This window comes from Leisingera sp. SA215 (assembly GCF_055902035.1).
Map to the genome: position 1 here is coordinate 81,520 of NZ_JBVVXU010000019.1, position 18,922 is coordinate 100,441.

The following is an 18,922-nucleotide window of genomic DNA, read 5'->3' on the forward strand; positions in this document are numbered from 1 at the left end:
GCGGTGATGCAGAGGAGAACTGCATAGGCCATCTTCTTGAAAGCGGGCATCCAGAAAGCTGAAGATAGTTACCCATTGACCTAACCGTTTGCCGCGCCGTAAAGTTAGCCGCATGGATAACCATTCAATTTATCTCGATTCGGTCTTTCACGCTCTTGCGGACCCCACCCGCAGGGCCGTGGTGCAGCGTCTGGTGGAAGGCCCCGCGCCGGTGAAGGAACTGGCGGCCCCTTTCAAGATGGCGCTGCCCTCATTCATGAAACATATCAGCGTGCTGGAACAGGCCGGGCTGATTGCCTCGCAGAAACAGGGCCGCGTGCGCACATGCACGCTGAAACCCGACCAGTTGGAGGCCGCTGAGAAATGGTTCGGTGACCAACGCGCCATTTGGGCCAGCCGCTTTGACAATCTCGACAATCTGCTGACAACGCTCAAAGGAGAAATCAATGAAACCTGATCTGCGCTTTGACTTTATCGCCGACATGCAAAAAAGCACGCTGACCGTCCGGCGCGAATTCGCCGCCGGGAGGCAACTGGTGTGGGACTGCTACACCAAAGCTGAGCTTCTGGACAAATGGTACGCCCCCAAGCCGTTGACGACAGAGACCCAATCCATGGATTTCCGCGATGGCGGCCACTGGCATTTCGCCATGATCGACCCCGAAGGCACATATTATTGGAGCCGCACGGATTACCAAACGATCACGCCGATCGAAGGCTATACCGCCTATGACGGTTTCACCGACGAAACCGGCGTCGTGAACCCGGACATGCCCCGCTCGCATATCCGCCAGGCCTTTACCGATCTGGACGGGCGCACGATGGTGGAAATGCTGGTTTCCTACAATTCTCCAGAAGATCTGCAAAAAGTCATCGACATGGGCATGGAAACCGGCCTGGCCTCAACACTCGAACGTCTGGACGAATTGCTGGTGTTTCTGGCTGGTGAGTCCGTGTAGAGTTGCTTCGGTGCGTGCTCGCAGACCAGGCCGCTCCCGTTGCGCTCAACGATCCGCACCGCTCTCAAATAGAACGCCGCAGATCCCCATGGCGCTGGCCGGGAAATCCGGCCCCGAGGCCATTGCCAAGCTGATCGTCCGGCGGCTGTCCGGTCTGGCGCGGGCAAGGAGTTTCATCGAGCGGGACAAGGCCGGCGCCTTTGCCAGCGATCTGCGCAGCCCGACCGATACCCTCATCGCCAAGGGTGATGGGGGACGGCCCTGAGCAGAGCTCTGCCATTTGCTCAGGAGGCTGCGCCGCGGCCCGTCGAAGGAGATAGTCGCTGCAACTGCGTAAGCAGAGGCCTGGCGAGATCAGCATAGCGGACAAAGTGGCCGAACACCCGAGACAGCCGGAGGCCTATCCGTCCCGACAACATTTGCCTGACCGAAAGGCCCGGGTTTGCGGCCCCGGCCTGTTTCCGCCGTCATGATCTCTCCCTTTCTGCGACAAGGGGCATCGCAGCCTCTGTCAGTGGCCCGGGTTTTCCGGGTCTGTTTGCTCAACACCGCGGTCAAAATGTTGCGCATAGGCTTTGGTCAGCCGGTCCGGCCCATGCAGAACCCGCCATTGCCGGATGCCATTGCGCCAGCCGGCCCGGCCTTCGCGGGTCTCCGGCTCTTTCGCCGCCTCGGCAGGGGTTTCCGTATTAAGCAGCTCCCAGACCGCCTGCTTGCCCTGGCAGTATGCGTCGGCCCCCCAGGCCGCAAGCAGTTCCTGGAAGGCAGCAAAGGCGGCCGGGTTGAACACTTTGTCCTCGCCCAGACGGGTAATCACCGGGTTCTCCGGATGCACATCGCAGCAGGGCACCCAGCCCTCGGGGATCGGGGTGTTGGCGGAATGGGTGCGCTCGGCCTTCAGGAGCTTGGGCAGCACATGGGTATGCGGGCCCTCCGGGGATTTGCCGCCGGTGTCGGGACCGCCGATCATCTGATAGACCTCGACCCGGCCGAGGCGGGTCAGCAGCACCCGGCGGGGATGGTGCTTCAGGATTGCCCCCATCGCCGGATTGCCCTGCGCGAACAACGAACGGCCGGCGTTTTCATCCAGCACCGCCAGCAGTTCCGGGTCGGCGGTGCGGATGCAGAAATCCGCCTGAAACTGGCCCAGCCCCATGTCGAACAGTCTGGCGCCGCGGTCCTCGTCCCGCAGGGCATCGTCGTCGGGGCCAAGCGCAGTCAGCACATCGCGCTGGTTCATCGCAGCGGCATCACGCGGCAGGCACAGCGAGACCGCCTGGGTCCAGCGGTGCGGCTTGGGGCTGAGGGTTTCATACGCCACCGGGCGCACGCCTGTGAGGGTTTCGATGCGGATCCCGCCGCGGCTGGTCACCTGCATCAGCCCGGGGTGCTGCCGCGGCGCCGGGTCGCCCGCTACGTGATGGAACTCGGCAATCGCCCCGAAGGACCCCATGTTCCAGCCGCAGTCCTCCTGCATCAGCGCGTCTTTCAGAACCTGTTCAAGCTCAGGCATGTGCTGCCCTCCTGTTGGTTGATTTCCATTCCAGCGCGCCGATGCGGACGGCCTGGTAAACGGCTTTGCCGATGGCTTCGCCAGTTGCGGTGTGCAAGCCGGCATAAGGATTTGCGCCTGCAGGAGCAGCCACCGCGACGCAATCGGTGCCAGTGCCGGTTGCGGCGCCCGCGGGCAGGGTGATGCCTGCCTCCATCACCGCGGCGGTGCGGGCCTGGATAGCGATGCTCATGGCTTCGATCAGCCCGGCATGTGTCAGGCCGTGCGTGAGATGCACGGCAACATTGATGGTACCCCAGTTGCGGCTGGAGTAATCTATCCGGCTGCCTACGCGCTCGGCATTGGACAGGCCGACAGTGGCCACCGCATGGGCGCAAATGCCCTCCACCTCGGCTGTTGCCTCGCAATAGCGGCGCACATCGCGCGAGGTGAGAAAGGCCACGGCATCCTCGCCGCTCCGCGCAAAGAGTTCCGCAGCGAACCATTCGCGAACATCCAAACCCGGTGGCAGGTCGCTGTTCCGGACCTCGCGCCACAAGATGCGGCGGGCGGTGACGAGGCCGGGGCGGTTCACAGCCCAGCTCAGCACCCGCATCTCTGCGCCGAGGTCAAATTCGATCCAAGGGCGTTCCAGCGTGACTCTGCCCATCACAGCACCTCCAGCGGCTGGAACACCGGCCCTTGCGCTGTGTGCTGATGCCAGACCGAGATGCCGAAGGCCCGGGCCATCAGCGCCGGTGTCAGCACCTCGGCGGGCGGCCCGTCAGCCAGAATGCCGCCATTGGCCAGCAGGATCAGCCGGGTACAGTGGCGTGCGGCCAGCCCCAGGTCATGCAGCGAGACCAGCGCGGCGCGGCCTTCGGCGGCGAGGCTGGCAAAGACCTCCATGGCGGAGATCTGATGCGCCGGGTCCAGCCCGGCGGCGGGTTCATCCGCCATCAACAGCGGCGTGTCCTGCGCCAGTGCGCGGGCAATCAGCGCCCGGGCCTGCTCGCCGCCCGACAGGCGCGAGGCAGCGCGCTGGCGGAACGGCTCCAGCCCCATCCGGATGATGGCCTGATCGACCAGCGCCTGATCCCCCGGCGGCAGCCGCAGCCCCTGCGGCAGATGCGGCAGGCGGCCAAGCGCCACCAGCCGCTCCACCGGAACCGGCCAGGCGATCTCGCGCGATTGCGGCATCCAGGCGGCTGCGCGGGCCCGGTCTGCGGCGGTCATTTCCGCCAGCGAGCTGCGGCCCTGCGCCGGTATCAGCCCCAGGGCGGATCGCATCAGGCTGCTTTTGCCGGCGCCATTCGGCCCCAGCAGGCCGACGAACTCACCTGCTTGGATTTCAAACGACACATCGCGGATCACCGGACGGCCCCGCAGGGTGACCGAGAGGGTTTCGACCGACAGCACGCTCATGCCAGCCCCTTCCGTGTCTTGTAGATCAGATGCAGGAACAGCGGCGCGCCGACCAGGGCGGTGACCACGCCGAGCTTCAGGTCGCGCGCGGGCAGGATCAGCCGCACCGCGATATCCGCCAGCTGCAGCATGATGGCACCGCCAAGCGCCGAGGCCCACAGCAGGCGCGACGGCTGGCCGCCAACAAGGGGCCGCAGGATATGCGGCACCACCAGACCGATGAAACCGATGGCCCCGGCCACCGCGGTGGCGCCGCCAACCACACTGGCGGTGCCGACCACCAGCAGCAGCCGCAGCCGGTTCAGGTTCACCCCCATGGTCTGCGCCGCATCCTCGCCCAGGGTCAGCGCATCCAAACCCCGTGCCAGAGTCAGAAGGACCGCGGCCCCTGTCAGCGCAAAGGGCAGCACCAGCCAGACATGCAGCATCGAGCGGTCCGCCAGCGAGCCCATCATCCAGAACACAATCTCATTGGCGGCAAAGGGGTTCGGCGACAAGTTCAGCACCAGAGACGTGAGTGCCGCAGCCATCGCCGAAATCGCAATGCCCGCAAGGATCAGCGTCAGCGAGCCGCCCTGCGGTCCGGCCAGCGCCATCACCAGAAAGACACCTGCCAGAGCACCAGCCAGGGCGGCCAGCGGCAGGCCCAGGGTGAGGCTGGCCGCCACTCCGGTGTTGATCGCCAGCACTGCCCCCAGAGCTGCCGAGGAGGAGACGCCGATCAGCCCCGGTTCGGCCAGCGGGTTGCGCAGATAGCCCTGCATGGCGGCCCCCGCCAGCCCCAGCCCGCCGCCGATGATCACCGCCAGCAGCGCCCGCGGCAGGCGGATTTCCCGCATCACCAGGGTGAGCGGCCCGTAACCATCGTCAAACAGCGCCGCCAGGCTATCGCCGGCGCCGACATCAGCCGGTCCAACCGTGAGCGACAGCAGGAACAGCGCCAGCACCACTGCGGATAGGGGCAACCCCAGGCGGGTCATTGGCTGCCCTCCTTTTCCACAAACCGGCGGCGCTCTTCGGCCAGGGTTTCCACCGCGCGCAGTACATGCGGGGTGCCGCAGACCCAATCCGCATCGCGGATCTGCCCGGCGCTGCTGCGGGCGGCCAGTTGGCGCACCACCGGATGCGCCAGATTGTCCTCGCTGCGCGAGGCGCGCGGATAGGGCGACGTTCCGATCAGCAAATCGGGTGCCGACATGGCCAGCAGTTCCAGCGGCATGTGGCCGGAGCGCGCATAGCCCAGCTCATCCGCGATATTGCGCAGCCCTGCTGCGCGCAGGATCTGGCCCGCCAGTGTCATACTGCCCGAGGTGAAGCCGTTGGCGGCATAAAGCGCGGCCCGCGGTGCCTCAGGCCCGGCGTCCTGCAAGGCGGCGAGCCGCTGGTCATACTCCGCCAGCAGTACTTGCGCGGCGTCTTTGCGGCCCAGTACCTGGCCCATCTGCAGAATACGCGCACGAACGTCTTGCAGCGATAGCGCAGGCTGGAACACTACCACCGGCACGCCAAGACGCCGCAGCATATCCGTGGTGGCCGGCGTTGAATAGGCACCGGCAATCACCAGATCCGGATTCAGCAGATAGATCTCCTCCGCCAGCCCGTGATTGACCGGATAGGCCAGGGCCGCGCCTGCCATGGCCGAGGCGCGGGCATCCCGCGCAATATAGGAGACCGAGGCCAGCTGGCCGGGGGCGGCCAGCATCATCGCCAGCTGGTCGGCGCAGAGGTTCATCGTGACCACGCGCGACGGCCCGGCAAAAGCACCGGTGGCGGCCCACAGAAGGGCAAGGGCTATGCCGGGCAGTCTGCGCATGGATCAGAACGAGGCTCTTACGCCAACATAGGCCGCACGGCCGCGCTTGGCGTAGCCCCAAACGTCCGAGTAGTCCTCGTCGAACAGGTTGGTCGCCCGGCCGGTCAGCACCACGTTGTCCGTCAGCTCATACTGGGCCGAGACATTGACGGTGGTGTAGTCGTCGAGTTCGGCAACAGTGCTGGAGTTGAAATACTGAGTGTCCCAGTTGCCCGCGACATGCCGGATATCGGTGGTGATGGAGCCGCGGCCATAAAAGGTGTCGAGCGTGGCGCTCAGCAGCAGCTCATGCTCCGGGCGCCGGATCTCGACCGAACCATCGGGGTTGGAGGCGTCCAGATAGGTGTAGGAGAGACGCAGGTCGAGGGCATCAGTGGCTTCCAGGCTGGCCGCCAGCTCGACGCCTTTGCGGTCGCTGTCACCGGTCTGGTTGCGGTAAGAGAACGTGGTCGCGTTCACCACGTAGCTCTCAATCTCACCCGTCAGCGTTTCGTCAAAATAGGTCACATCGACCAGCCCGCGCCCTTGCAGGAAGGGCACTTCAATACCAATGTCGAAACTGCGGTTTTCCTCCGGCTGCAGGTTTTGGTTGCCGCTGTAAGTGAAGGACCCATAGTCCTCATCTGCAAACAACTCAAAATAAGAGGGGTTCACGACGCCGGTGCCGGCCGAGCTGTGCAGCCGCACGCCGCTGCCGGCAAAGGTGTAGGAGGCGCTGGCGGTCCAGCTGGTGGCGTCCTCAAACGCACTGTTGCTGTCGTGGCGCACCCCCAGCTGCAGATCCAGGCCGTTGTCAAAACTGCCGCGGTATTCGAGAGCAATCGAGTTGGTTTTACGCCGGAAGTCAGAATTGGAGCTGCTGGAATCCTCTTCCCATTCCAGCATTGTGTTCAGCAGATGCTCCGCCTGATCCGCCGGCTGCCCGTCCAGGCCAAAGCTCAGCAGGTACTTCGCCGCTTCGGTCTTGGTCTCGGTCGGGGTGCCGCCATTGAAGGAGCGGTCAAAGTCAGTGCGCTCCAGCGACAGCCGGTGCTTCAAGCGGCCGCCCAAAGTGTCCAGCTCGGCATAGACCTGGGCCTGCTGCTCATCCCGGTCACTGAACTGCGTGGGATCATCCACGACATAGCTGGCGGCATCAGTTGCGGTGAAAGACGTGCTGTCGCTGTCATAGCGCTCATCCGAGGTGCGGAAGTTGAAGCCGAGCTTCAGCCGGCCGGTGGCCAGGTAATCGCCCTTCAACTGCAGGGTGTTGCGGCGGATGCCGTCCTCTTCGCCGCCATCGCCGGAGGTGTCGAAGCCGTCGTCGTTGTCATGGGCGAGGCTGAAAGAGACGCCGCCGCGTCCGGTGCGGGATGACACCCGCGCCGAGGCCCGGTAGCCGTCGCTGCCGGCCTCGGCGCTGCCGCCGTATTCGGTGCCGATGCCGCCGGTCTTGGTGATGATGTTGATCACACCGGCCGAGGCGTTGGAGCCGTAGAATACCGATTGCGGGCCGCGCAGCACCTCGATGCGCTCGATATTGGCGGTGTCCAGCCCGGAGAGGATGTATTCGCTGTCGCCGCCGGAAGCCTCGACGCCGTCAATCAGGATCAGCGTGTGGTTGGCTTCGGCGCCGCGGATGCGGACCTGGGTGAAGCTGTCGCCGGAGCCGCTCACCATCAGGCCGGGAACCGAGCGCAGCGCGTCCTGAACGGTGGTGATGCCGCGGTCTTCGATCTCCTCGCTGGTCAGGACCGAGGCAGAGCGGCCGTATTTCTGGGCCTCGACCGGAGTAAAGCCGCCGGAGACGATGATTTCGCCCAGATCGGTGACATCCGAATCCTGGGCGGTTGCGATTGCGGGGGTGGCGGCCAGGGCCGCGGCCAGGGACAAGCTTGCCTTGCGCATATTCCATTCCTCCCGGCCCGCGCAACAAGCGCAGGCCAAGTGACTGCCCAAGCGGGCAGTGTATTCGGGTCGGGTCTTTGAAAGGCCTTGCCTCCGCAGACGGTGAAAACTGCCACCACTACGGAAATCCGTTATCTACGGCGCGCCCCGCACCGGGATAGGGTGATCATCCTGGCAGGTCTCCTGACTCGCGGGTCGAGGCTTTGCCGCGCCTTCCCGCCCCTCGGGGCAGTGGCATTTCGCAGCATTGCTCTCCGCTCACAGTTGCGGGGGCAGTCACGGATTCGGCGCCTGTTGGCTACACCTCACCGTGTTCCCTTTTACCCGGGTGGTCTCCCAGCCGGACCAGAATAGCCGGGACTTAGGCAAACCGGATTTGTTCTGTCAAGCGGGAAAGTCTGGCTTTGCGGCTTGGCGGCGGTTCCAAATTGGCTTCATGGCAAGCAATTGATTCCGTTAAGCCGTTATAACGAAAGGCTGCTTCGGGAATGGGAGGGTGAAAGCCAAGCTGAACCGAAGGAAGACCCCGATGACCAAACCTATGATGGACCTGGGAGAGCTTTACGAGAGTGAGGGGCGGGCGCGCCAGCGGTTCGAACGCCGCCCGGCTGCCAAGGCGAGCTCGCAGCACATCGAATACTTCGGTCTGCCCGCTCCTGCCGTCCGGCCGTCACCCCGGTTGTCCGGGCGGGGCAGCTGCGTCCCGCCGGCCTTTCGGCGCAGGCACGGATTTCGGCAAGCCCGCCGGGACAAGAAACGGCGCTGGCAGGTCAGACTGTGAGCAGCTTTCTATACATCTCCAGCAGAAATACTTCGGCTTCGGCGTACCGGTCTTCCGCTTTCGCTGGGGCGATCTCTTCGATTTGAACGTCGAAATCGGCATAATGCTGCGTGGTCGCCCAAATCGAAAACAGAAGGTGATGCGGGTCGACGGCCGCAATTTTCCCGTCTTGCATCCAGTCTTCAAGCATCACGACCTTGGCGTTGAACAGGTCTTTCAACGGTCCGAAAATCTCGCTGCGGGATCGCGGCAGGCCACTCAGGACCTCATTTGCGAAGAACTTGCTTTCCTTGGGGAAACTCCGCGACATCTCCAACTTGCGCCGGATGTACTCGCAGATTTCGTCAATCGGCTCGCCGCGCGGGCTGAGCATGTTCAATGGCGCCATCCACAACTGAAGCGTGCGGGCCAGAAGTTCCCGGCGGATCGCATCCTTGCTTTCAAAGTAATACAGCAAGTTGGGCGTGGTCAGCCCGGCGGTCTTGGCAATCAGATTGATCGACGCGCCTGACGAACCGTGCCGGGAGAAGACCTCTAGCGCGGCTGCCATGATCTGCTCTGTCTTTTGCAGTTGAATTTTTGTTTTTGGTTTCTCTGCCGACATGCGTGCCATACGAAAATTGCCACTTCGTTCTAATATGAATTGGCGCCGTCATGTCATAATTCGAAGGCTAAGGCCAGCAGGCGCGGGCGGAGGCTTCAATCCGGGAAGCCGCGCGTATCAAAGCGCCGGCGGACAGAGAGGACTGTCCGCCGGCAGGTTATGACGTCAAGGAAGACAGGTCAGGACGCAGCCAGCATCGGGGATGAGGCGCCAGCCTGTTCCCTGAATGCCGGGATGATCTTGTCACCGTAATCGGCGATGATCTTTTCCTCGTCACCGCTGTCCAGGTAGATGTTGAACTGGGTGGTGCCGGCCGCCTCAAGGTCGCGGATCTTGGCGATATGCTCGTCCGGGGTGCCCAGTACGCAGAAGCTCTTGATGATGTCCTCGGTGATGAAATCGAGATAGGGGTTATCGCTCTGGCCGTGTTTGGAGTAGTCATAGCCTTTGCGGTTCTTGATGTAATCGGTCAGGCTGGTGGGTACCTGATCGCCGTCGGTGCCGTATTTCTCGACGATGTCAGCGACGTGGTTGCCGACCATGGCGGGGAACCATTTGGTCTTCTCGATGCCTTCTTCGATCGGGCCAGTGTGTGCGGGTGCCGCAGCCATCACGCGGTAGTTGGACATGTCGCGACCTTCCGCCTCGCCACCGGCCTTGGCCTGATCTGCCAGCCATTTGATGATCTTGGGCTCGGCGATTTGCAGCACGACACCGTCGCCGACCTTACCGGCCGAAGCCAGCGCCTTGGGACCGTATGCGCCGATCCAGACCGGCAGCTCATAGCCGTTGGCCCAGGGGAATTTCACCGGCTCCGGGCATTCGCCGTACTGTACTTCCTCGCCGCGGATCAGCGATTTCACCACATGGGTGAATTCTTCCAGCCGCTTCAGGGTTGACGGCTTTTTGCCCATCACCCGCACCGCGCTGTCGCCGCGGCCAAGACCAATGTCGAAGCGGCCGCCGGACTGTTTCGCCAGCGAGCCGAACAGCGAGGCCGCGACCGACCACTCGCGCGAGTTCGGGTTGGTCACCAGCGGGCCGAAGCGCATGCTGGTGGTGTGCTCCATGCACATCGCCATCGCCACGAAGCTTTCGCGCCACAGGATGTGGCTGTCGTAGAACCAGCAGTAGGTGAAGCCAGCGTTTTCCGCCTGGCGGACCAATGCGCGGGCGCGGTCGGGTTCAACGAACCCCTTGAAGCAAATTCCGAATTCCATGTGTGTTTTCCTCCTCGTTGGAATTTTAATGTGCGGGGGGGCAGATGCGGATACCGGCGTGGGTAAACGGCACCGCCTTGGAAATGTTCTGCCGGATCAGGATCGGGGTGATTGCCTCGATGCAGCGCGCCGCCTCGGCGTCGCCGGCGTTGTAGCCCTCGACCTCCAGCGCGCGGACCAGTTCGATCACCTTCTTACGGGCAGGCAGGCTGTTGCCGCAGACCAGAATGTCGCAGTTGATCGGCCAGTCCAGGTTGTTCAGCGTGGCGGCGGACACGTTGTGCAGCGCGCCGATCACCGGGATGTCGTCCCCCAGCAGCGCCTGCGCGGCCTCGGTGGCGGAGCCTTCCGGCGGCATCTCGACCTTTTTGGGGTCGCCCTCTTTCAGCGGCACCACGATGTCGACCAGGATCTTGCCGGCCAGATGCGGTTTCAGCGCCTCCAGCGTGGCGTTATGGGCTGAAAACGGCACCGCAAGCACCACCATTTCATCGGCGGCTTTGGTGGCGGCCTCATTGTCCAGCCCTTCGATCTGGGCGGCGTCTGCGGGCAGTTTCTGCATCAGGTCGGCCGCGATGCCGGCACTGCGCGCGCCATCACGCGACCCCAGCGCCACGGCGATCCCGGCGCGGGCAAAGCGCAGGGCCAGACCCTGGCCCTGCGGCCCGGTGCCGCCAATGATTGCGATTTTCATCTGAACATATCCTCCTGTTTTTTTCGTATTATGTCGGCGCCGCGGCTGTCGGTTGGCTGCCAGCCCAGCCCCCGCAGCAGCACCGCCGGTGTTTTTCCGTTCTTGCGCACCACCAGCCCCGAGGCGGCGGCGATCTCATCCGCCAGCGCCGGTTCCGTAACCATCAGCGGCCGTCCCCAGGCGTCCAGGTTGCCCTGCTCCTGAATGGTGGCGGGCACCTTCGACAGGCCGATCGCCACGTTGATCTGGCCCAGCCGCCAGGGGCGGCCGAAGGTGTCGGTCATCACCACGCCGGTCTGCACGCCAAAGCGCTCGGCAAAGCCCTGCTGAATGCGCGCGCAGCTCGCGTCCGGGTCGGCGGGCAGCACCATGGCGGCGTCTTCCTCGCCGAAGTTGGATTCATCCACCGCCGCATTGGCCGAGATGAAGCCCAGCCGGTGTTCGCAGATCATCGTGCCGCTGACCTGATCGGGGCGGCGGAAGGACCGCACCACGCGGGTGCTTTCGCGCAGTACGATCTCGACCTTGCGGGGATCCTTGTTCAGCTCCTCGCCGTATTTGATCGCCTCTTCCGAGGGGGTGACCGTGGACAGCGGGATGATGCAGCCCTCCGCCTTGGAGAACACCTTTTGCGCGATACACAGGATGTCGCCCTCCTGCGGGAACAGGCCGGCCTGTTCCATGCAATCGCCCAGAATTGCGGCCAGATCGTCGCCGTTCTGAATGTCGGGAATGCCGGGCACGGCGGTGATCGAGACGGACAGGCTCATCGGGCACCCTCCTGCATCAGAAGCTGGGGTTGATGGCTCAGCAGGTCTTGCAGGTCGCTGACGGTGTCCACATCAGCCCGCAGGCTGGCCAGTGGCAGCATCACCGGGCACAGCCCTGCGACCTCGGCCGCCTGCCGGTGAGCAACCACCGATTTCACGCCATAGGCAAAGCGGAACGGGCAGGGCAGCGGCACCAGCAGCGCGTTGGTGCCCAGATCCGCTGCCGGGCACAGCACCATCTGGCCATTGCCGAGATCATGCACCAGCAGCCGTGCCAGCTCAGCCGGAAGCGGCGCCGCCAGATCGCCGGGCAGGGCGCACATGGCGCCGTATCCGCGGGCCGTGGCCCAATCCGCCGCCATATCCAGCGCCTCCGACAGGCCGCGGCGGTGGCCCTCGTCGATCAGCAAAAGCCCCATGGCCTGCGCCAGCCGGGTGATTTTCGGGCTCGAGGTCACCACCGCGATCTCCACTCCGGCGCCGGGCAGCAGCGCAAGCGCCTCTTGCAGGCGGGTCACGGTGGCGCGGAACAGGGTCAGCGCCAGCGTTGCGCGTTTCTGCGGCGTCAGCGTCGGGTCCAGCCGGGTCTTGGCGCGGGCGGGATCCTTCATCGGGATCACCACCAGGCGCTTGCCACCTTGTGCCGCGGCGCTCATGCCACTGCCTCCGCCACGGCGGGGGCCAGCCCCAGGTCCACCACTTCGCGCGCCAGCCGCGCCTTGTCCGTCTTGTCCTTCATCAGGATATGCGAACACACAGGGGTGAGGCCAAAGGCGCGGATGTCATCGCCCAGAGCGGCATCCTGATGGTCGATCACCAGGGTCTGTGCAAGCCCAGCATAGCGTTCGGCCACGCCCGCCGCATCGGCCCGCAGCCCCAGCGCCGCCATCATCCGGTCGGCCGGCCCTTTGACGACCTTGCCCGCGATGAAGGGGCTGACCGCCACCTTGAAGGCGCTTGCGGCGCGCAGGGCGGCCTTGATTCCTGGGGTTTCCAGCAGCGGCGCGATGCTGACCAGCGGATTCGACGGCGCGATCACGATCAGATCCGCCCCGGCAATGGCCGCCAGCGCCTCTGGCGTCGGGCGGGCCTGTTCGATCCCCTCAAAGGCCAGCTCGCGCACCTCCGGCGCGCAGCGTTCGCGCACGAAATATTCCTGAAAGCTCAGCCAGCCCGCATCCGTGCGCACCCGGGTCTGAACCCGGTCGTCCGTGGGCAGCAGTATCTCTGCCTCGACTCCAAAGGCGCGGGCCACGTCGCGGGCGATCACGCTCGGGCGCTCGCCCTTGAGCCGCCGCATGGTGCGGTGGATGTGCAGGCCAAAGTCGCGATCCCCCAGCGACATCCAGGTGTCGTTGCCCAGTTTCGTCAGCGTGTCCAGCGCCCGGTGGCTTTCGTCCGCCACGCCCCAGCCCTGGTTGCGATCAATCACATCCGCCAGGCTGTAGGTCAGCGTGTCGATATCGGGCGAGACCCACAGCCCGTGGAATTCGTCATCATCGGCCACATTGCCGATGACCGACAGCGCCACATCCGGCAGCGCCGCCAGCCCCTCGGCCATCTTGGCGCCGCCAACACCGCCGGCGAGCAGCGTGACCTTGTGCTTGCCCGCGGCGCTCATTCCGCCGCCTCCAGCGCAGTGCGATCTGGGAACATTTCTAGGAATGCCAGAGGGTTGCTGCCTTGCCGGTCTACCAGCGGCGCCAGCTCCTCGGGGTCGTGGTCATCATAGATGTCGCGGATTTCATAGATCGTGTTGCGGCGTACCGGCACCCGGCCCGCGGCGCGGATGATCTGCGTCAGCTCGCGGGCCGTGATCTCCTGCCCGTGGCCCGACCCAGCCGCGCGCGAGATGCTCTCGTTCATCAGCGTGCCCCCCAGATCGTTGACCCCGCGCGACAGCATCTGCTGCGCGCGGGCCGCGCCCAGCTTGGTCCAGCTCACCTGGATGTTGTCGATCCAGCCATGCAGCATGATGCGCGCCACCGCGTGCATCAGATCGACCTCCAGCGCGGTGGGGCCGGGGCGCACCTTGTCCGGGTTCTGCGCCCACAGGGGCGATTCGGTATGCACAAAGGACAGCGGCACCAGCTCGGTAAATCCGCCGGTGTCCTTCTGAATGTCGCGCAGCAGGCGGATGTGGCCTGCCCAATGCTCAGGCGCATCGATATGGCCGTACATGATGGTGGCGGTGGTGGGGATGCCGACCTCATGCGCGGCGCGGATGATCTCCACCCATTTTTCGGCGCTCAGCTTGTTCTTGGTCAGCTGCAGGCGCACGTCGGTATCCAGGATCTCCGCCGCGGTGCCGGGCATCGACCCCAGCCCGGCCTCTTTCAGATCCGCCAGGAAGTCGTGATAGGACATCTTGGTCTTCGACGCGCCATACCAGATCTCGAACGGCGAGAACGCGTGGATGTGCATGTCCGGCAGGGCTGCCTTGATGGCGCGCACGATGTCCCGGTAGTAGGTGCCTTCCATCTTGGGGTGCAGCCCGCCCTGAATGCAGACTTCGGTGGCGCCGCGGTCCCAGGCCTGCTGCGCGCGCTCGACAATCTGTTCCGGCTCCAGCCACTCGGCGTCCTTGTCCTCGCTGCGCTTGGCAAAGCCGCAGAAGCGGCAGCCCATGTAGCAGATGTTGGTGAAGTTGATGTTGCGGTTCACCACAAACGATACGTGGTCGCCATTGGCGCGGCGGCGCAGCTCATCGGCGGTGGCATAGACCGCCTCGGCATCGGCACCGGTGGTGCGGAACAGCTCGGCGCCTTCCGCCTCAGACACCTCGCCGCCTTCCAGTGCCACCTCCAGAATGGAGCGGACCGGGGCAGAGGCTCCGGCGATGACCGCGGGCAGGGTGGCAAACTTCTCGGCTGGGGGCTGATGGGTCATGCTGTCGCTCCGATGTGGCGTTGGTCGCGGGCCAGCCCGCCGGGTCCGGCCATGCCGGCGGCGCGGGCCAGAATGGCGGGGTTGATGAAGTCCTGCTCGCAAGTCAGGTAGCGGGGATACACGGTCAGCCGCTCGCGCAGCGCGAATCCGGCTTCGGTGCAGGACTGTGCCAGCGCCCGGATCTCCGGCCATTCGTGCTGCGGGTTGATGAAGTCGATGGTGACGGGGGAGATTCCGCCCCAGTCGTTGATGCCCGCTTCCAGATAGGCGATATGGCGGGCGCTCAGATTCGGCGGTGCCTGCAGGCTGATGTCCGGCGCCAGGATGATCCGCGCGGCGGCGATGGTGCGGAGCATGTCGTCCAGCGTTGGTTCCGGGTGGCTGGCCATCTCGATATCCGGCTTGCGCTGGAAGTTCTGGATGATGACCTCCTGGATGTGGCCGTGGCGGGCGTGGGCGTCGTTGATCGCGTGCAGCGCCTCGATGCGTTCGGCAAAGCTCTCTCCGATGCCGATCAGCAGGCCGGTGGTGAAGGGCACCTGTTTCTGCCCCGCCCGTTCCAGCGTGCGCAGCCGTTGCACCGGCACCTTGTCGGGGCAGGCATAGTGCGGCTGGCCCTTGCGGGTCAGGCGGCGGCTGACGGTTTCCAGCATCATCCCCATCGAGGCCGACACCGGGCGCAGCACGTCGATCTCGTCATCGCTCAGCGTGCCCGCGTTCACATGCGGCAGCAGGCTGGTTTCCTCCAGCACCAGCTTGCACATGTCGCGCAAATAGTCGGAAAGGCGCGTATACCCCAGCCGCTCCAGGCCCTTGCGGGCTTTCTCGTACCGCAACTCAGGCTTCTCGCCGAGGCTGAACAGCAGTTCCTTGCAACCCTCGCGTTCGCCTTTCAGCGCGGTTGCCAGAACCTGTTCCGGCGTCATGATGTTGGCTTCCGGCGAATCCGGATGCTTGACGAATGTGCAATAGCCGCAGGTGTCGCGGCACATGTTGGTCAGCGGCACAAAGGCCTTGCGCGAATAGGTGACCGTGCGGCCCCAGTGGGTGTCGCGGATCCGGGCGGCACGCATCATCAGAGCGCGCAAATCTCCGGTCTCCGCCCAGGCGGTGCCTGTGCTGAGCTTTTCGGTGTTCATGGGGTCCTCCCTGTGCCTCTCAGACTGTGGAGAAGGGCCGTGGCTGTCAAATATTTTTTATCAGTAGATCAAAAAAAATACAGAAACACGAAATTTGAATGGATTAATCATCTGTTTTTAAAGTGAAAAAATCTGAATTGTAAAATTTATTGACTACTAAGTAAAAGAATCAAATACTCTTCCTCAATCGCGGCCCCCGTTTCAACGGCCTGGGCTGCGCAAAGGGAGGACATCAAAGTGCTTATTGGAACGCCGAGGGAAACGGCGAAAGCAGAGGCGCGCGTGGCGCTGACGCCGGAGTCCGCGACGCAGTTGCAGAAGCTGGGGTATTCTTGCGCGATCGAGGCGGGGGCCGGTGCGGCGGCGGGCTTTTCCGATGCGGCCTATGCGGCGGCGGGGGTCGAGATCATCAAGACGCCGGCAGCGCTTTGGAAAGCCTGCGATATTGTCGCCAAGGTGCGCCAGCCGGATGAGACTGAGCTGAAACGGCTGACCAAGGGCAAGACGCTGATCTCCTTCTTCAACCCGGCCGGCAATGACGCGGGCATGGACGCGGCCAAGGCCAAGGGCGCCAATGTGATCGCGATGGAAATGGTGCCGCGGATCAGCCGCGCGCAGAAGATGGACGCGCTCAGCTCCATGGCCAATATCGCCGGCTACCGCGCGGTGATCGAGGCGGGCAACAACTTCGGCCGTTTCTTCACCGGCCAGATCACCGCGGCGGGCAAGGTGCCCCCCGCAAAAGTGCTGGTGGTCGGCGCAGGCGTCGCGGGGCTTGCCGCGATCGGCACCTCGACCAGCTTGGGCGCGGTGACCTATGCCTTCGACGTGCGGCCTGAAGTGGCCGAGCAGGTGGAATCGATGGGCGCCGAGTTTGTCTATCTCGATTTCGAGGAAGAACAGCAGGACGGCGCCGCCACCGGCGGCTATGCCTCTGTGTCTTCGCCGGAATTCCGCGAAGCGCAGCTGGCCAAGTTCCGCGAGCTGGCGCCGGAAATGGACATCGTCATCACCACTGCGCTGATCCCCAACCGCGAAGCGCCCGAGCTGTGGACCGCGGACATGGTTGCGGCGATGAAGCCGGGCTCGGTGATCGTCGATCTGGCGGCGGAAAAGGGCGGCAACTGCAAGCTGACCGTCGCGGATGAGAAGATCGTGACCGACAACGGCGTCACCATCATCGGCTACACCGATTTCCCCAGCCGGATGGCGGCGCAGGCCTCGACGCTTTATGCCACCAACATCCGCCACATGATGACTGACCTGACGCCGGAAAAAGACGGTTTGGTCAATCACGACATGGAAGACGACGTGATCCGCGGCGCCACCGTGGCCTTTGAGGGCGAGATCACCTTCCCGCCGCCGCCGCCGAAAGTTCAGGCGATTGCGGCCAAGCCCAAGGAGGTGGTGCCGGAGCTGACGCCGGAGGAAAAACGCGCCCAGGAGGTCGAGGCCTTCAAGGCGCAGACCAAAAGCCAGGTCACCCTGCTGGCAGGCGGCGGCGCGCTCTTGCTGCTGGTGGGGCTGTTTGCGCCCGCGAGCTTCATGCAGCATTTCATCGTCTTTGCGCTGGCCTGCTTTGTCGGCTTCCAGGTGATCTGGGGTGTCGCGCACTCGCTGCACACGCCCTTGATGGCGGTGACCAATGCGATCTCCTCGATCATCATCCTGGGCGCCCTGATGCAGATCGGCTCCGGCAGCTGGCTGGTGATCCTGCTGGCGGCGCTTAGCGTCTTCATGGCCGGGATCAACATCTTCGGCGGCTTCCTCGTCACCCGGCGCATGCTCGCCATGTTCCAGAAATCTTAAAGCGAGGCAGGTACAATGGATTACGGTTTCACCACCGCCGCTTACGTTGTTGCGGCTGTTCTTTTCATCCTGTCCTTGGGCGGTCTGTCGGGTCAGGAAAGCGCCAAACGCGCGGTCTGGTACGGCATTGCCGGCATGGCTCTGGCGGTCTTTGCGACCCTGATCGGCCCCGGCTCCGGCCTGTGGCTGTTGTCGGTCCTGCTGATCGCGGGCGGCGGCCTGATCGGTACTTATGTCGCGAAAAAGGTGCAGATGACCGAGATGCCGCAGCTGGTTGCGGCGATGCACTCGCTGGTCGGCCTGGCCGCAGTGTTTGTGGGCTTCATCGCCCATTTCGAGATCGGCAATGCGGCGGCGACCCTGGCCGCGGGCAGCACCGGGGATCTGGGCACCTTTGCCAAGCTGATTGCCAAGAAGACCCCGGCCGAGATCGCGTTTCTGCGGGTTGAGCTGTTCCTCGGCATCTTCATCGGCGCGATCACCTTTACCGGCTCGGTCATTGCCTTCGGCAAGCTGGCGGGCAAGGTCACATCCGCCGCAACCAAGCTGCCGGGCGGCCATATGCTGAACGCGGGCGCCGCAGGCCTCTCCTTTCTCAGCCTGATCTGGTATTTCAACTCCGGTGCCTTCCTGCCCTTGCTGCTGATGACCCTGGCGGCGCTGTTTATCGGCTACCACCTGATCATGGGCATCGGCGGCGCCGACATGCCGGTGGTTGTGTCGATGCTGAACAGCTACTCCGGCTGGGCCGCCGCCGCCATCGGCTTCAGCCTTGGCAATGACCTGTTGATCGTGGTCGGCGCGCTGGTCGGCTCTTCGGGTGCGATCCTCAGCTACATCATGTGCAAGGCGATGAACCGCTCCTTTGTCAGCGTGATCCTTGGCGGTTTCGGCGGCGCGGCGGGCCCGGCGATGGAGATCGACGGCGAACAGATCGCCATCGACGCCGACGGCGTGGCGGCAGCGCTGGAGGAGGCCGACTCTGTGGTGATCATCCCCGGCTACGGCATGGCGGTGGCGCAGGCGCAGCAGAACGTCGCCGAGCTCACCCGCCGCCTGCGCGCCAAAGGCAAGACCGTGCGCTTTGCCATCCACCCGGTGGCGGGCCGCTTGCCGGGCCATATGAACGTGCTGCTGGCCGAGGCCAAGGTGCCCTATGACATCGTGCTGGAGATGGACGAGATCAACGAGGACTTCCCGCAGACGGATGTGGCGATCGTGATCGGCTCCAACGACATCGTGAACCCGGCAGCGCAGGAGGATCCCAACTCGCCCATCGCCGGCATGCCGGTGCTGGAATGCTGGAAGGCGAAACAGGTGTTCGTCTCCAAACGCGGCCAGGGCACCGGCTATTCCGGCATCGAGAACCCGCTGTTCTTCAAGGAAAACACCCGCATGTTCTACGGCGACGCAAAGGCCAGCCTCGACACCCTGCTGAGC

At 64.3% G+C, this 18,922-nt stretch carries 19 protein-coding genes and 1 riboswitch; of the genes, 5 read left to right on the forward strand and 14 right to left on the reverse strand.

What is annotated here, in order from left to right; all coding sequences use genetic code 11:
- Positions 1 to 112 precede the first annotated feature (112 nt).
- The 3 genes from AC0KW6_RS17305 to AC0KW6_RS17315 all read left to right on the forward strand — a co-directional run bounded on the left by AC0KW6_RS17305 (position 113) and on the right by AC0KW6_RS17315 (position 1,224).
- On the forward strand, positions 113 to 457 hold the full coding sequence (locus tag AC0KW6_RS17305) for an ArsR/SmtB family transcription factor (RefSeq protein WP_474035504.1): 345 nt from the start codon (positions 113 to 115) through the stop codon (positions 455 to 457).
- Complete coding sequence (locus AC0KW6_RS17310) at positions 447 to 959, forward strand: SRPBCC family protein (protein WP_474035505.1); 513 nt, start codon at positions 447 to 449, stop codon at positions 957 to 959. Before AC0KW6_RS17305 ends, AC0KW6_RS17310 begins: the two co-directional genes overlap by 11 nt.
- An 88-nt stretch (positions 960 to 1,047) precedes the next feature.
- Positions 1,048 to 1,224, forward strand: a complete 177-nt coding sequence (locus tag AC0KW6_RS17315; RefSeq protein ID WP_474035506.1) for a DUF6880 family protein — start codon at positions 1,048 to 1,050, stop codon at positions 1,222 to 1,224.
- Positions 1,225 to 1,470: 246 nt separating this feature from the next.
- On the opposite strand, the gene AC0KW6_RS17320 is transcribed toward AC0KW6_RS17315, so the two are convergent.
- The 14 genes from AC0KW6_RS17320 to cofG all read right to left on the reverse strand — a co-directional run bounded on the left by AC0KW6_RS17320 (position 1,471) and on the right by cofG (position 15,673).
- Positions 1,471 to 2,472, reverse strand: coding sequence for a DUF6925 family protein (locus AC0KW6_RS17320; protein WP_474035507.1), 1,002 nt, complete (start codon positions 2,470 to 2,472; stop codon positions 1,471 to 1,473).
- On the reverse strand, positions 2,465 to 3,121 hold the full coding sequence (locus AC0KW6_RS17325; RefSeq protein WP_474035508.1) for an adenosylcobinamide amidohydrolase: 657 nt from the start codon (positions 3,119 to 3,121) through the stop codon (positions 2,465 to 2,467). The genes AC0KW6_RS17320 and AC0KW6_RS17325 overlap by 8 nt, the downstream gene beginning before the upstream one ends.
- Positions 3,121 to 3,876 carry an ABC transporter ATP-binding protein gene (locus AC0KW6_RS17330; RefSeq protein WP_323779773.1) on the reverse strand — a complete coding sequence of 252 codons (756 nt, stop codon included), beginning with the start codon at positions 3,874 to 3,876 and terminating at the stop codon, positions 3,121 to 3,123. The genes AC0KW6_RS17325 and AC0KW6_RS17330 overlap by 1 nt, the downstream gene beginning before the upstream one ends.
- On the reverse strand, positions 3,873 to 4,856 hold the full coding sequence (locus tag AC0KW6_RS17335; protein ID WP_323779770.1) for a FecCD family ABC transporter permease: 984 nt from the start codon (positions 4,854 to 4,856) through the stop codon (positions 3,873 to 3,875). The genes AC0KW6_RS17330 and AC0KW6_RS17335 overlap by 4 nt, the downstream gene beginning before the upstream one ends.
- The gene (locus tag AC0KW6_RS17340) at positions 4,853 to 5,689 is read right to left on the reverse strand and encodes an ABC transporter substrate-binding protein (RefSeq protein WP_474035509.1); all 837 of its coding nucleotides are present in this window, start codon (positions 5,687 to 5,689) and stop codon (positions 4,853 to 4,855) included. The genes AC0KW6_RS17335 and AC0KW6_RS17340 overlap by 4 nt, the downstream gene beginning before the upstream one ends.
- A 3-nt stretch (positions 5,690 to 5,692) precedes the next feature.
- A complete protein-coding gene (locus AC0KW6_RS17345; protein ID WP_474035510.1) occupies positions 5,693 to 7,576 on the reverse strand; it encodes a TonB-dependent receptor plug domain-containing protein in 1,884 nt (627 codons plus the stop codon).
- A gap of 156 nt (positions 7,577 to 7,732) precedes the next feature.
- Positions 7,733 to 7,941, reverse strand: a riboswitch (cobalamin riboswitch).
- Between the two features lie 405 nt (positions 7,942 to 8,346).
- Positions 8,347 to 8,970, reverse strand: coding sequence for a TetR family transcriptional regulator C-terminal domain-containing protein (locus AC0KW6_RS17350; RefSeq protein WP_323783035.1), 624 nt, complete (start codon positions 8,968 to 8,970; stop codon positions 8,347 to 8,349).
- Between the two features lie 170 nt (positions 8,971 to 9,140).
- Entirely contained in the window at positions 9,141 to 10,181 is a 1,041-nt protein-coding gene (locus AC0KW6_RS17355) for a TIGR03842 family LLM class F420-dependent oxidoreductase (RefSeq protein WP_474035511.1), read from the reverse strand.
- 25 nt (positions 10,182 to 10,206) lie between these two features.
- Positions 10,207 to 10,875 (reverse strand): NADPH-dependent F420 reductase, encoded by a 669-nt coding sequence (gene npdG, locus AC0KW6_RS17360; RefSeq protein ID WP_323783041.1) that lies wholly within the window; start codon positions 10,873 to 10,875, stop codon positions 10,207 to 10,209.
- Positions 10,872 to 11,645 carry a coenzyme F420-0:L-glutamate ligase gene (cofE, locus tag AC0KW6_RS17365; RefSeq protein WP_474035512.1) on the reverse strand — a complete coding sequence of 258 codons (774 nt, stop codon included), beginning with the start codon at positions 11,643 to 11,645 and terminating at the stop codon, positions 10,872 to 10,874. Before cofE ends, npdG begins: the two co-directional genes overlap by 4 nt.
- Positions 11,642 to 12,301 (reverse strand): 2-phospho-L-lactate guanylyltransferase, encoded by a 660-nt coding sequence (gene cofC / locus AC0KW6_RS17370; RefSeq protein ID WP_474035513.1) that lies wholly within the window; start codon positions 12,299 to 12,301, stop codon positions 11,642 to 11,644. Before cofC ends, cofE begins: the two co-directional genes overlap by 4 nt.
- Positions 12,298 to 13,266, reverse strand: coding sequence for a 2-phospho-L-lactate transferase (gene cofD, locus AC0KW6_RS17375; protein WP_474035514.1), 969 nt, complete (start codon positions 13,264 to 13,266; stop codon positions 12,298 to 12,300). The genes cofC and cofD overlap by 4 nt, the downstream gene beginning before the upstream one ends.
- Positions 13,263 to 14,534: a 5-amino-6-(D-ribitylamino)uracil--L-tyrosine 4-hydroxyphenyl transferase CofH gene (gene cofH / locus AC0KW6_RS17380; RefSeq protein ID WP_474035515.1), complete on the reverse strand. Its 1,272-nt coding sequence runs from the start codon at positions 14,532 to 14,534 to the stop codon at positions 13,263 to 13,265. Before cofH ends, cofD begins: the two co-directional genes overlap by 4 nt.
- Positions 14,531 to 15,673 carry a 7,8-didemethyl-8-hydroxy-5-deazariboflavin synthase CofG gene (gene cofG, locus AC0KW6_RS17385; protein ID WP_474035516.1) on the reverse strand — a complete coding sequence of 381 codons (1,143 nt, stop codon included), beginning with the start codon at positions 15,671 to 15,673 and terminating at the stop codon, positions 14,531 to 14,533. Before cofG ends, cofH begins: the two co-directional genes overlap by 4 nt.
- Before the next feature lie 237 nt (positions 15,674 to 15,910).
- Here cofG and AC0KW6_RS17390 point away from each other — a divergent pair, with 237 nt between their 5' ends.
- Together AC0KW6_RS17390 and AC0KW6_RS17395 are read left to right on the forward strand one after the other, a co-directional pair.
- Positions 15,911 to 17,482: a Re/Si-specific NAD(P)(+) transhydrogenase subunit alpha gene (locus AC0KW6_RS17390; protein WP_474035517.1), complete on the forward strand. Its 1,572-nt coding sequence runs from the start codon at positions 15,911 to 15,913 to the stop codon at positions 17,480 to 17,482.
- A gap of 15 nt (positions 17,483 to 17,497) precedes the next feature.
- Positions 17,498 to 18,922: NAD(P)(+) transhydrogenase (Re/Si-specific) subunit beta (locus AC0KW6_RS17395; protein WP_474035518.1), on the forward strand; the 1,425-nt coding region annotated here is incomplete at its 3' end.

Bases quoted from the DNA above. Each gene is read 5' to 3' on its own strand.
- AC0KW6_RS17305 (WP_474035504.1), top strand. From the start codon at position 113: ATGGATAACCATTCAATTTATCTCGATTCGGTCTTTCACGCTCTTGCG.
- AC0KW6_RS17310 (WP_474035505.1), top strand. From the start codon at position 447: ATGAAACCTGATCTGCGCTTTGACTTTATCGCCGACATGCAAAAAAGC.
- AC0KW6_RS17315 (WP_474035506.1), top strand. From the start codon at position 1,048: ATGGCGCTGGCCGGGAAATCCGGCCCCGAGGCCATTGCCAAGCTGATC.
- AC0KW6_RS17320 (WP_474035507.1), bottom strand. From the start codon at position 2,472: ATGCCTGAGCTTGAACAGGTTCTGAAAGACGCGCTGATGCAGGAGGAC.
- AC0KW6_RS17325 (WP_474035508.1), bottom strand. From the start codon at position 3,121: ATGGGCAGAGTCACGCTGGAACGCCCTTGGATCGAATTTGACCTCGGC.
- AC0KW6_RS17330 (WP_323779773.1), bottom strand. From the start codon at position 3,876: ATGAGCGTGCTGTCGGTCGAAACCCTCTCGGTCACCCTGCGGGGCCGT.
- AC0KW6_RS17335 (WP_323779770.1), bottom strand. From the start codon at position 4,856: ATGACCCGCCTGGGGTTGCCCCTATCCGCAGTGGTGCTGGCGCTGTTC.
- AC0KW6_RS17340 (WP_474035509.1), bottom strand. From the start codon at position 5,689: ATGCGCAGACTGCCCGGCATAGCCCTTGCCCTTCTGTGGGCCGCCACC.
- AC0KW6_RS17345 (WP_474035510.1), bottom strand. From the start codon at position 7,576: ATGCGCAAGGCAAGCTTGTCCCTGGCCGCGGCCCTGGCCGCCACCCCC.
- AC0KW6_RS17350 (WP_323783035.1), bottom strand. From the start codon at position 8,970: ATGGCACGCATGTCGGCAGAGAAACCAAAAACAAAAATTCAACTGCAA.
- AC0KW6_RS17355 (WP_474035511.1), bottom strand. From the start codon at position 10,181: ATGGAATTCGGAATTTGCTTCAAGGGGTTCGTTGAACCCGACCGCGCC.
- npdG (WP_323783041.1), bottom strand. From the start codon at position 10,875: ATGAAAATCGCAATCATTGGCGGCACCGGGCCGCAGGGCCAGGGTCTG.
- cofE (WP_474035512.1), bottom strand. From the start codon at position 11,645: ATGAGCCTGTCCGTCTCGATCACCGCCGTGCCCGGCATTCCCGACATT.
- cofC (WP_474035513.1), bottom strand. From the start codon at position 12,301: ATGAGCGCCGCGGCACAAGGTGGCAAGCGCCTGGTGGTGATCCCGATG.
- cofD (WP_474035514.1), bottom strand. From the start codon at position 13,266: ATGAGCGCCGCGGGCAAGCACAAGGTCACGCTGCTCGCCGGCGGTGTT.
- cofH (WP_474035515.1), bottom strand. From the start codon at position 14,534: ATGACCCATCAGCCCCCAGCCGAGAAGTTTGCCACCCTGCCCGCGGTC.
- cofG (WP_474035516.1), bottom strand. From the start codon at position 15,673: ATGAACACCGAAAAGCTCAGCACAGGCACCGCCTGGGCGGAGACCGGA.